The 11,851-nt window shown below is 59.3% G+C and carries 10 protein-coding genes; 6 read left to right on the top strand and 4 right to left on the bottom strand.

Features of this window, described 5'->3' with window-relative positions; genetic code table 11:
• Window positions 1–125: 125 nt before the first annotated feature.
• The gene (gene hybE, locus BQ17_RS10735) at window positions 126–695 is read right to left on the bottom strand and encodes a [NiFe]-hydrogenase assembly chaperone HybE (RefSeq protein WP_089726915.1); all 570 of its coding nucleotides are present in this window, start codon (window positions 693–695) and stop codon (window positions 126–128) included.
• Window positions 688–1,215 (bottom strand): TorD/DmsD family molecular chaperone, encoded by a 528-nt coding sequence (locus BQ17_RS10730; protein ID WP_256091548.1) that lies wholly within the window; start codon window positions 1,213–1,215, stop codon window positions 688–690. Before BQ17_RS10730 ends, hybE begins: the two co-directional genes overlap by 8 nt.
• A gap of 229 nt (window positions 1,216–1,444) precedes the next feature.
• On the opposite strand from BQ17_RS10730, the gene BQ17_RS10725 reads away from it, so the two are divergent.
• The 3 genes from BQ17_RS10725 (at window position 1,445) to BQ17_RS10715 (ending at window position 2,947) form a co-directional block, all read left to right on the top strand.
• The gene (locus BQ17_RS10725) at window positions 1,445–1,648 is read left to right on the top strand and encodes a RelB antitoxin-like protein (protein ID WP_089726913.1); all 204 of its coding nucleotides are present in this window, start codon (window positions 1,445–1,447) and stop codon (window positions 1,646–1,648) included.
• On the top strand, window positions 1,645–1,911 hold the full coding sequence (locus BQ17_RS10720; protein ID WP_089726911.1) for a type II toxin-antitoxin system RelE family toxin: 267 nt from the start codon (window positions 1,645–1,647) through the stop codon (window positions 1,909–1,911). Before BQ17_RS10725 ends, BQ17_RS10720 begins: the two co-directional genes overlap by 4 nt.
• 88 nt (window positions 1,912–1,999) lie before the next feature.
• A complete protein-coding gene (locus BQ17_RS10715; RefSeq protein ID WP_089726909.1) occupies window positions 2,000–2,947 on the top strand; it encodes an outer membrane lipoprotein-sorting protein in 948 nt (315 codons plus the stop codon).
• Here BQ17_RS10715 and BQ17_RS10710 read toward each other — a convergent pair.
• Window positions 2,937–3,677: a DUF1302 domain-containing protein gene (locus BQ17_RS10710; protein WP_089726907.1), complete on the bottom strand. Its 741-nt coding sequence runs from the start codon at window positions 3,675–3,677 to the stop codon at window positions 2,937–2,939. The two genes, BQ17_RS10715 and BQ17_RS10710, sit on opposite strands and share 11 nt — an antisense overlap.
• A 2-nt stretch (window positions 3,678–3,679) precedes the next feature.
• Window positions 3,680–4,042, bottom strand: a complete 363-nt coding sequence (locus BQ17_RS10705) for a DsrE/DsrF/TusD sulfur relay family protein (protein WP_089726905.1) — start codon at window positions 4,040–4,042, stop codon at window positions 3,680–3,682.
• A 316-nt stretch (window positions 4,043–4,358) separates the two neighbouring features.
• On the opposite strand from BQ17_RS10705, the gene BQ17_RS10700 reads away from it, so the two are divergent.
• The 3 genes from BQ17_RS10700 to BQ17_RS10695 all read left to right on the top strand — a co-directional run bounded on the left by BQ17_RS10700 (window position 4,359) and on the right by BQ17_RS10695 (window position 10,460).
• Window positions 4,359–6,476, top strand: coding sequence for a DUF1302 domain-containing protein (locus BQ17_RS10700; RefSeq protein WP_089726904.1), 2,118 nt, complete (start codon window positions 4,359–4,361; stop codon window positions 6,474–6,476).
• Between the two features lie 200 nt (window positions 6,477–6,676).
• Window positions 6,677–7,462 carry a hypothetical protein gene (locus tag BQ17_RS20680; RefSeq protein ID WP_141699227.1) on the top strand — a complete coding sequence of 262 codons (786 nt, stop codon included), beginning with the start codon at window positions 6,677–6,679 and terminating at the stop codon, window positions 7,460–7,462.
• A 235-nt stretch (window positions 7,463–7,697) separates the two neighbouring features.
• The gene (locus BQ17_RS10695; RefSeq protein WP_089726902.1) at window positions 7,698–10,460 is read left to right on the top strand and encodes an efflux RND transporter permease subunit; all 2,763 of its coding nucleotides are present in this window, start codon (window positions 7,698–7,700) and stop codon (window positions 10,458–10,460) included.
• Window positions 10,461–11,851: the final 1,391 nt, after the last annotated feature.

Raw genomic sequence — 11,851 nt, 5'->3', positions numbered from 1 at the left:
CGATTAAGCGCCTGGTAGGCTAACAGCCAATGCCTATCAGCACGGAGAAGCTGCGTCCGCTGGAGCGGACAAGACGGCGTTCCCACGCTGGAGCGTGGGAACGAGCGCGTAAACCCGGATCTCTTTCAGCTTGTCTTATCCCCGGGACCCGTGAAGCGTCGCAACAGCTCCCGGCGCGAGATTTCCTTCTGCAGGGGACAATCGCGCTTGGCCTGCATCATGTTCTCATCGCGGGTACGGATGACCTGGTTCCAGGCCGTGAAGACCGCATCTGCGGTCTCGTATGGGCTCATGTCCAGGCAGATGGGTTGGAGTAGGTAGTGGCCGAGTCGGTGATGGTAGTTGAGATGGGCCTGTTGGGGTTGGGTCAGCAGGTCGAAGCTCAGATTCGGACCCAAGACCAGATAGGGGGCATTGCGACGCTCCCGGGCGGACCAACCGGGCGGGACCTCCAACTCAGGCGGCTCGTCCGGGAACAGCAACCGGGCGAGCATCCAGGGCGTGAGCAATAGCAAGACGCGCCAGGTATCGATCCGACGCAAGGCCCGGATCATCACCGGCAAGGTAAGCTTCAGCATGGGGTCCCCGGCCAGCTGCTCCCGCAAGATACCCTTATGGACTTCGAGCACGGCTTGCTCCAGATCGTCGTCCGCCGTCAGCTCGGGAGGCAGGCCCTGCCAACCAGCATTACTCATGGTCCGGAGACTCCGGAATCAGGGCCCCGATTTGCCGGCCCAGGGTGCGGTAGAAGTCGAGCCTGGCATGGTCGACGAGATCACGGGCGAAGCGGGGGACCCACAATGCCAGATGTTCCTCCGTCAGCTCCCTGAGCAGCTCATCCCTACCGGTCTCCTTGAGGTAGGCCGCGCACTCGAGCAGGGTGCCCAGGTAATCCGCCGGTACATCCATGGCCTGGAGTCCTGCGCGCCGGTAGAGGTCCGCCAATTCGCTCGCGGAGACGCCGACCATGGTCCCTTGGCGGTAAGCGGATTCGTAGGGTGGACATGGGAGCTTGGGGTAGGCACTGATGAACAGCCGGGTGTGCTCGGCCTGCCAGTGCTCCAGGGGTATCCGCTCCAGCTCCGGCAGAGAAGGCTCCAGCCAGGGGGCCTGTGGTCGCATGTCTCGCAACGCATCCAGGGCATCATCTTCCGGCATAGCCAGCAAGGCGGCAAGGATGCGAAGTTGGTTTGGATCCGTGCTCGCAAGGGTCAAGGATTCAACTCCCGCTGTTGACTTAGTAGGTGTGCCGGTCCGGACAGCAGCCGTCGAAACCGGCAGGGAGGGCGACAGTGAACGAGCTTACGACAATCGGACCGGATCTGGCAAAGAACGGCTTCCATCTCAGTCAGGCGCTGTCTTCCGATTGTATCCCACAGCGATCGCGGTAATAATGATAAATTGGTTTTTGCGCGATCGATGACAAGAAACGAGAGGTAAAGCAATGGAAATCGAACATAAGTACCTCGTCGACGAAAGTAACCGCAAGGTCGCTGTTCAGCTTGACATAGAGACTTTTGAGAAGATAGAAGAAACTTTAGAGAACTATGGACTTATCCGGTTAATGCAAAAAGAAGAACAGGATGACAACGTATTGGAGCTTGAGCAAGCCCAGGCTTATTACCGGACGCTGGAAAAAGCGAAGTGAAAGTATGCTATCGCAAGAAGTTCTTAAAACAGCTTGCGCGGCTACCTTCCGGTACGCGAGCTAAGGTAGAGAAATTCGTCTTCGATGAGTTACCGAATGCAGTCTCTATTGCTGCTATAGGCAGTATTGAAAAGATGCAAGGCTACCGGGGTTTTTATAAAGTTCGCTTTGGTTCGTATCGCGTAGCTATAAAAGTAGAAGGCGACACTCTGATTCTGCAAGTGGTGATGGATCGAAAGGACATTTATAAGTTTTTTCCGTAGGTTGAACCTAACTGTCAAGTCCCGCGAGATAAAACACCGATGCTCGCGTAGACCACCCAACAAACGACTGCCGGAGGAGAAATCGATCATGCTGCGTATCCGTGCCTTGGTAATCTGCGCCCTATCCATGCTGCTTGTGCCCATGTCCCAGGCGGCGACCCTAATCGACAAGCATCTGCCTTACCCGCAGGGGAAACCGAGCGCGGAGCAGATCGCCGAGCAGGTCTTCTTCGTCAACCAGTTTCACGTCTATAACCGCTACGCGATCGTCAAATCCGGCAAGAGCATAACGGTCATCATCAACAAGCCCAAGGGCTCACGACCCACCACCCTGACCGTTGAACGCTACAAACGGAACGATTGGTCCGACCCGAAGATCCGCTCCAAAGAGGTCGCTATCTTTCGCTCGGGCAAGCTCAAGGGAACCGGCATGCTGATCGTAGACTATGCGGACGATTCGAAACCCCAGTCCTATTCCATCTGGTTACCCGCGCTGCGCAAGATCCGGCGCTTCGCCCAGCCGCCCCATGACGATGCCTGGGGGGGAACCGACTTCACCTTCGGCGACGTCATCCTGCGCAAGCCCTTCCATGAGACCCACCAGCTGCTGGGTACGGAAACCTTCAAGGATTGTCTGGGCACCATTTCCGGCGTCAAGGTCAAATGGCTCCCCAATCCCCCGGCCTCGTCCTGCAAACCCAAAGGCAAGCAGGTCTACAAGCTGAAGAGCACCACCAAGCGTAAGAACTGGTGGTACGACCACCGGATCGGCTATGTGGACGTCGAGACCTTCGCCGACTACCGCACCGAATATTTCAAAGGGGGCAAAAAGGTAAAGGTCATCGACCGGGACTGGGTGAGTGCGGGAAAGCGCGACCCCCGGGCCCTGTACTGGGGTTACTGGTACGGCAAGAATCTGAAGACCGGACATGAAACCTGGGCGGTCGTTCCGCGCAGCGTAAACCGGATCGACGGCCAAGTCGCCAAGCCGGACGATTTCTGGAGCAAGAAGAGCCTGCGCAAGATCAAGCGCTGATTCTGTAAGCCGGGCGTGATGGGCACGCTTCGCTACTGAGTGCCGGGGCGCGGTAGTGAGTATGGGAAAAATAGAGCGCGGCATCCCAACTGCCGAAGTGGCGCGAGGCGCGAAGGCTGGCCTCGAGACCCGAGGGTTCGTCCAGGGCAGTCGGGGTGTCCGGACCGGGCAGGACGAAGCGATCCCGACCCGGCAGCCGATCCTTGCGGAAATCGGCCAGCACGAGCTGCAGATCGGAAAACTCCGGGAACAGATCAAGGCGCACGGCGTCACTGCCGAGCTTGAGATATTCCAGTGGAAGGCCACCGAAGAAGGACACCCAGTCTTTGGGAAAGGTATCATTGATGAACAGCAGGTCCGCCACTCCCCAGGTGACCACCTGGCGGCCGACACGCACCGTGAAACGCTCGGCATTGTAGTCGGCGTGCAGCTTCCGGACATCCAGCTCCAAGTTGCCCAGGGCGGCATCGTGCAACAGGTCCAGCTTTGCGGCATAACCCAGCGTACCCTCGAGGCCATCTCCCTCTGTCTTGAGCTGCAGGCGCTGCTCGTTGTAAGGCCAGCTGCAGGTGGTCCGCGGGGCGCACTCCACACTGCCCAGCCGGGCTGCGGCATGGGCCTGGACGAATCCGTGTATCTCCGGCAACCGGTCGGTTACGGCGGCGGGCGCGGTTGTCCCCCAGGCCAGAACGGATAGGATCCCGAACAGCGCAATGCCGGTTGTCCGCACCCTTATCGGATCCACTGTTTGGGCGGGCGCTGGAGGTAGCGCTTGCTGAACAGGTCCTTGCCTAGCCCGATGTCGTAACTCACCTGGTTGAACACCACCTCGGTCTCGTCGGTAAGGCCGCGCGCATCCATGCAGGTACCGCAGAGCAGCACCTCGCCGCCGCGAAGCACCGACTTCACCATCAGCTTCAGGTTGTAATAACCCGGTGGCACCTTCTGGCCATGCCGGGTGCAAGCCACCGCATCTGCCATCAGGAACACCGTTACCTCCGCCCCCTTTTTGGCCAAAGTCTTGGCGAGACGCAGGCCGTTGTAGCTGCGCTCGGTGCCATAGGGAGGGTCATTGAGAATCAGTAGGATTTTCATATAAAGTCGCTCTTATTTTGAACGGGCATCTGCGAAGGGTCGGCGTACCGCTCCATTCACCCCACCCACGGAAGAAGGAGCGGCGAGGAAGGTGAGTAACGCCGTCGGTGGTGGCGGTCGAGTTCCAAAGGAACCACGACCGCGAAGAACTGAAGGGCGCAACAGCCGCGGACAGCGGCTGCATAGGACCTGAATGATAAGGAGACAATTCAGTTGCTCCCCTTTACTCTTAGGTCCCGCTGCTGACACTCCGATTTTATACTGGCATCAATGCGATCAAACTTTCAACCATTGCATGTCGCCAAAGGGGAGAAAAATGACCAAACCATCAATTACCCTAACGGTGCTTTGTCTGTTGGTCGCCGTTTCGAGTGTGGCACTGGGCGATTTCGAGCTGACCGACAATATCCGTGTCAACGGGTTCCTTCAGAACCGGACGGCGTTCAACCTCGACGAGGATCCCTATACCGGCGAGGAGGCCTGGAGCTCGGACAGGTCCTCCGCTCACGCGGCGGGAAACGTTCTGAGGTTTGAGAATGCCGCGCGTCTGTTCTTCAACGGCGAGCTGGGCACGGCGGCCTCCTGGCACGCCGACATCAATCTGATCTATGACACCCAGGGCGTCAACCAATATTGGCGCGGGCATGAGAACTATACCCAGTACGATTATCTACGCGAGCTCTATCTGGATACGGAGCTCGCCGGCATCGACCTGCGGCTCGGCAAACAGCAGCTGGTGTGGGGGACCGCCGACGGTATCAAGCTCCTGGACATCATCAACCCCACCGACTTTCGCTGGTGGAATCAAGACCCGATGGAAGACGCCCGTATCCCGGTCTGGATGGCCGTGGCGGAACGCAATCTGGGCAGCAACGGCAACCTCCAGGCCGTGGTCTCCCAGCGCCGGCAGAACATCATTCCGGGGCTGAGAAAGGGCGAGCGCGGGGTGCGGTCCGTGGCCTTCGTGCCACCGTCCGGGCCTTCCGCGCCCCCGAGCGGGGACAACTCGCGGTTGTTCGGGACCGACCAGGGCCATGCCTTCATCATGAAAGGCGTGGATACCATCACCGGCAAGGTCAACGGATTCGCCAACATCGGCGCCGCCATGGGGGCGGTGACCACCACCTTCTACGGCGACGGCTTCCTGCCGGTGCCGACGAGCACCTTCACCAATCCCCTGGGCGGGCGCAATCCGGCGCTTCCCGAGCTCAACACTGTGGGCTCCTTCACCAATCTGACCGCGGCCCAGACGCCGGCCGCCTGCCGCGGCGTCAATGGTGCCGCCTGCCTGAAGAACTTCACGGAAGTCACCAACGGCAATATCACCAACCTCACGGACGCCGACCCGGTTACCGGCGCGGGTTGGGATACCGCAAATCCCGATTCGACCTGGGAATACATGCCGAACACCACCCTCGCGACCTTTGCCGCCTTTACCGGCATGACCACCAGATACCAACGGGACTATCCAGGCGACACCGACGTCAATCTGGGCCTTCGCTATCGTGGGAACCTGGATAACGGCCTCAACTTCAGCCTCAACTACCTGTATGCCTATGATCCCAACCCTGCCGTGCAGATCCACTGGGCGGACCCCAATACCGGCGAGAAGCTCCAGGTGGTCGATGCGACCTACCAGGGCCCTGCCGGGGAATTGCACACCCTGCAGGTCAAGAACAGCGCCGGTAAGTTCTACGGCGCGCCCGCCGTAGATTACAGTGAGGTCGGAAATCGTGCCGGGCTCACGGATGTGACCGCCGCCAACTATGCGGGATCCGCGCCCCAGCTGGTGTTCGAGGAGACCCTGAACCGCATCCACAACATCGGGGCCTCCTTCGACTATGCCTGGGACTTGGATTTAGGCGATGCCCCGGTGGTGCTGCGAGGCGAGTTTCTGTACCAGAAGGACGTGCTGACCCCCGTCATCGACCGCCACGCCCTGAGCTACGGGCACCTGACCGAGGCGCTCAAGATGGAAAAGGGGGACTATTTCAAATATGTGCTCGGCGCCGACTTCACCTTCTTCACCAATCTGGCGGTGAGTGGGCAGTTCATCCAGTTCACCAACCTGGATTACGTCGACGAGGTCCGGTCCAGGGATCCCGTAACGGGCCAGAAATTCAGCCGTTACACAGGCGATCAGGCGACCCTCCACCTCGACAACGGGCTGAAGCGGGGTTACGAGCACAAGCGCTTCGGCTCCCTGTTCCTATCCAAGCCCTTCGGCCCATCACAAGAGCACCGCATCAACAACATCGCCATCTTCGAGGAAGGCGGCGGCTGGTGGAATCGCCTGGATCTGGAGTACACCATCCGCGACGAGCTGCTCGCCACCCTGGCCTGGAACCACTACTGGGGCAGCGAAGACACCCTGTTCGGACAGTTCGGCAAAGCCTCGAACATCCAGCTGGGCATCAAATACCTGTTCGAATAACCCCCATTGGGCTGGTATACCTTTCGGAGCTTCTGAATACGTTGGGAACCCTGGGGACTGCTGACATAATTGTCGTGCCAACCACTAATGGGACAAGATTCACAGGATTTCCAGGATTAACAGGATGTTATAATTGACTATTCGGAAAAATAATCCTGGAAATCCTATGAATCCTGTACCAAACGATATTGGAGGTAAACATGGGACGAATAATTGCACATGTCTCCGTCAAAAATCTTTTCGATCCCGAATCTGTTGTTCGTTGTGATGCGTTAGTCGATACAGGCTCGGCGCACATGGTGTTTCCAACAGCCTGGAAAGAAAGGCTCGGCAAACTCAATACAATTCGAGAAGTCGATTGTGAGACCGCAACCCAACAATTAGTGAAAGGTGAGGTCTGCGGCCCAGTAGAAATCAAAATCGAGGGGTTCGATCCCGTTTATAGCGAGATCCTGTTTCTTGACATGGAGCCGGAAGATGGTGTCTATGAACCATTAATTGGTTACATTATTCTTGAACAATCCCAGATAGCCGTTGATATGCTGGGACACAGACTCATTCATGTTAAGCAGGCAGATCTAAAAAATCATAGCCCGCGTAGGGCGGATAAGCTTGCGCCATCCGCCGTATGCCAACCACCTCCGTCGCCTTGGCCTGACCCGACCTACGGGCTGCCACCCGCCACCATCCGGCGGGTGACGGCGCGCCCACCGCCGCGGCAATCGCGGCGGCTGGCGCACGCGCCTGACCCGCCCTACGAGCTCCGCTCGGGACAAGGTTTCATGACGCTGGAGCGTCTGGATTCGCTCCCACGCTGGAGCGTGGGAGCCAGAGAACGAATATTTCCAGCAACGCCTGGCGGCGATCGACCAGCTGATCGCGGAGCGGCGGTGAGACTTCGGTGCGCACTCGCCCTTTTTCACCGCATGAGCCAAACCGTCCCTTGGTGGGTCCGAGTGCCTCGTTTCATCAAAATTTTATGGTAAAGCCAGTTCCTGGCATCTCGACCGCAGGGAGCTGTCATCCCGAGCGTAGCGAGGGATCTTCGGCGATAAGACAACCACTAAAGTTACAAGATTTCTCGCTTCGCTCGAAATGACAACAAGCAAAACGCAAATCGGTCGCAATCGGCCACTATCATCGACCATTCTTGGTCCATTTGCGCTCATTTGCGTTTATTTGCGGACAAATTTTCCGTTTCCCTCCGAATAAAAAGCGGCCATGCCAGACCCCCAAGCGCCTAATCCCGCCCAGGGCCAAGAACGCCTGGTGGATCGCTATGCCCGTTTCGTGATCCGCCGACGGCGGTTCTTTATCCTCTCGATCCTCACGCTCACCCTGATCCTGTCCTGGTTCATCAAGGATCTGGATATCCGCAACGACCCGGATACCCTGCTGCCGCCCGCCAACCGCTATGTGGCGACCAACGCCTACACGGAGCGACACTTCGGCATGGGCAACCTCATGGTGTTCGCCCTCAAGGTCAAGGCGGGAGACATCTACCAACCCTGGTTCATCAACAAGCTACAGGCGTTGCACCGGCGGTTGGAGTCCCTGCCCTATTCCCGGCCCGAGAACTTCATCGATCTGGCGGCGAAGAAGATCAAATACATGGGGGCCGACGCGAACGGGCTGGTCTTCAAACGGTTGATTCCTACCGCGGGCATCAGCGAAGACGACCCGGCGCTGGCACGGACCCAGCTCGCCTTCCTCAAAGAAGGCATCGAGACCAACCCGGTGCTGGCGCCGATGCTGGTCTCGATGGTGACGCCGGAGGGGGAGAAATGCGCCTTCGGCGAGTATGAGCAACGGCAGTGCGTCGCCAAGGCCGCCTACATCATTGCCGACTATACGGACCAGGTAAAAGCCATCTATCTGCCCTGGGTCCGGGAGGTGCGGGCCATCATGGAGGAATTCGCCGCGGACGACCGGGTCGAATTGCTGGTAGCGGGCGAGCCCTATTTCCTGGCCTGGATGTTGCTCGACCTGCTCGAACACTGGTGGCTGTTCGTCCTGTCCCTCCTGATCGCCGCCGCCGTCCTCTGGTACGAGTTTCGCAACTGGCGCGGCGCCCTGTTCCCCCTCCTGGGGGTCGGTGCCACCATCCTGATGACGCTCGGGATCATGGGTCTCACCCAGTTCAAGCTCACCACCATGATGGTCCTTACCCCCATGCTCCTGCTCGCCATCGGCATCGGGCACTCGGTGCAGGTCGCCCGGCGCTTCATACAGGAGCAGGCCAGATACGGGGATAACCGGCGTGCGGCCCAGGCAGCCATCGGCCACACCATGATCCCCGCCACCCTCTCCATCATTACCGACATGGTGGGCTTTGCTACCCTGTCCACGGTGGACATCTCCTTCTATAGGGCCTATGCCTATTTCGGCATGTTCGGCATGCTCACCCTGCTGTTCACCACGACCACCCTGATTCCGCTCCTCATGCTGAGCTTTCCGTGCCCGCGGGCCGGGATATCCGATGCGCACACCTGGGGGCATAAGGTGGGCGGCCCGCTGGCCGGCCTGCTGACCGGTCCCGGTAAGTGGCTGCCCATCGGCCTGGTGGCGGTGATCCTGGTGGTATCCGGCCACTACACGCGGATTACGGAAGGCACCCTGGACGACCCCATGCCGGGCGTGGAGAAGGGCATCGATTACTCACGCGCGGCCTTCAAGCGGGAATCCGACACCATCGACCAGCTGCTCGCGCTCAACCGGATCATGCCCGGCGTCATCTCGGTGACCATCCCCATCCGCGGCAAGGAACCCACCGTGCCCGAATGTGTCACCGATTTCTATCCGGAAGCGCTACTCGCGATCCAAGACAAGCAGGCAAGGCGGGTCGCCTGCGCCGCTCTAAAGGAAAAGCTGGGCTGTTGGGACGCGGAGGTCTGTGGGGCCCAGGGGGTCTTCAATAATGCAGCCGTCCTGGCCGACATCGAGGCCATGGAGAACTGGATGCGCAATCATCCCGCGATCGGCTTTACCGGCTCCTATGCCCAATACGTGCGTCTGGTCAATATGCTGTTGGCGGCCGAGCCGGGAGAGCAGCCGCGTATCTCCGACCTGCGTATTCCGACCCTGGCCTATCTGAGAGCCATGGACCCGGACGACGACCGGGACCCGGACGCGATCGTCCAGCTCTTCAACGGCCTGCTCGAGACCATGACCGAGGAAGGCGATATGGACGCCTTCGTGGCCAGAGATTGGAACCGGGGCGTAATCATGGGCTTCATCAACACCATGCACCCCCAAGAGACCCACGCGGTCACCATGGCGATCCAGGATTATGTGGAGGAGCACAAGAATGACCCGGGATTCAGGCAGGTCCACTTCGGCCTGCGCTGCCGGGACACCAGCTGCGATGTGGGAGCGCCGGCGGCAGCGGGGGCGGACTATGTCCGGCCCGGCATCGGCGGCTTCCTGGGCGCCACCGAAGCGACCCGTGAAGTGGCCATGGACAACTGGCTCGCCGGCCCCCTGCTGACGGCCGCCGCCGTATTCGTGATCGCGGCCCTCATCTTCCGCTCCCTGCTGGTCTCAGGGATCCTGATGGTGATGCTGCTCATTACCCTGTTCGCCCAGTATGGTCTCGGGGGCTACCTGACCTCGGTACAGAACTGGTCCGGCAACCTGGCCTTCCATGTCCAGGTAGCCCTGTCTATCGCTATGGGACTGGGGATCGACTACGGCATCTACATGCTCTCGCGTCTGCATGAAGAAATGCGGGCCAGCGGCAACGACTGGGCGATCGCCCTCCGCCGGACCCTGGATACCACCGGCTCCGCCGTGCTGATCTCGGTCGTGGTCTTGATCGCCGGCTTCATTCCCTTGATGAACACCCACCTTGCTAATACCTGGAGCGTGAGCCTGTATATCAGCGTCGCACTGGTCATCGACGTGATTGCGGCCCTGACCCTGCTGCCCCTGATGGTGCGTTGGCTAAAACCCCACTATGTGTTCGGCAGTGCCCGTAACACGTAGGATGCGGTGAGCACGGTGGTTCTGAGCTTATCGGCCGGCACGCCTTCCCCGCGCGAACCGCATCGATGATGCGGTGAGCGGCTGAAGGCGGGATGCGCTGCGCTTTCCCGCCCTACGGGGCCTGAGCTTGCCGGCTAGTGCACATCTTCCCCGCACGAACCGCATCGATTAGAGCCAAGGCGCCGAGGTGACAGACCTTTGGTCAACCTATGCGCTGTGGCCGTCCTTAAGGGAAAACAACGAATCTCGCGCATGGATTCGCGCTGATGCGCGTGATGCGTCGTTTCTCCCCTTTTTTGTCGACCGCTGATGCTTAACCTAATGGCATTGGATTGTGCCCACCGCCGATTCACCTAGCTTCAATTCTGAACCGCAAAGGCGCAAGGGGTAAAGCTCAATGTATTTGAGCATAGGAAAATACGGGCAGGATGGGGTGAGCGCAGCGAACCGCATCTTTGGAGTGCGCACGCCCCGGGGAAGGATTTCTTCGCTCACATCAGGCTGACGGCAAGCGGAACCGTCAGAGCAATCCTGAATGGGTAGTGGTTAAGGTTTAAATGGAAACATCGCCACTCGCAGTGGGTTGGGCACGCCCCACGCAGCACCCCCTCTCCCTCCGAGGGTATCGCAAAAGTCGGTAGTGGTTAATATCTAAGTTGTAACATGACCAACGGCACTGGCCGCTATGCCCCCTCTCCCTCCGGGAGAGGATTGGGGAGAGGGGATCAAAAAGATGAACCGCTCTACTTTAACACTTATGAATTTACCACTACCCAAAAGTCCTTTCGAACCACAGAGGACACAGAGCGCACCGAGAAAGGCACCGACCAATTCTCTGCGCTCTCTGTGTCCCCTGTGGTTTAGACTTCACAGACTGGCAGCTGATGCCACCGTTTTTGCGACACCCTCCCGGCGGGAGAGGGGCTTTTGCGACACCCTCGGCGGGAGAGGGGCGAAGCTCGTAGGTTGGGCAAAGCTCGTAGGATGCGGTGAGCGTGGCAGGTCTTACAAGGATAGCATCACGAGGAGGCGCGAACCGCATCAATGAACGCCTGGCCAGCGGCAAACCGCATCTTTGGACGGCGGCGCGCCCAACAAATCGTTTAAATATTAACCACTACCCGCGTAGATACTCGTTGGTTTCAAGAGGCCACGGCAATTAGCCGCGTAATACTTCGCTGCGTGGGACCGCCGACATCCTGTCGGCCCGCTTCAATGAGGCCACGGCGATTAGCCGTGGAATACGCGGCAGGTGCGAGTCCGGATCGCCCCCCCGCGGGCTTCAATGCAATGCCATTAAGTTAAGCTTCAAAACCCCTCTCCCGGCGGGAGGGTGTCGCAAAAGCCCCGCTCCCGGTCTCTGGTTCCCACGCAGCGCCTGGGAACGAGAA

The sequence above is a fragment of the Candidatus Thiosymbion oneisti genome, assembly GCF_900092655.1.
In the GTDB taxonomy this organism is placed as follows: domain Bacteria; phylum Pseudomonadota; class Gammaproteobacteria; order Chromatiales; family Chromatiaceae; genus Thiosymbion; species Thiosymbion oneisti.
This window is presented reverse-complemented; position numbering and strand designations above follow the sequence as displayed.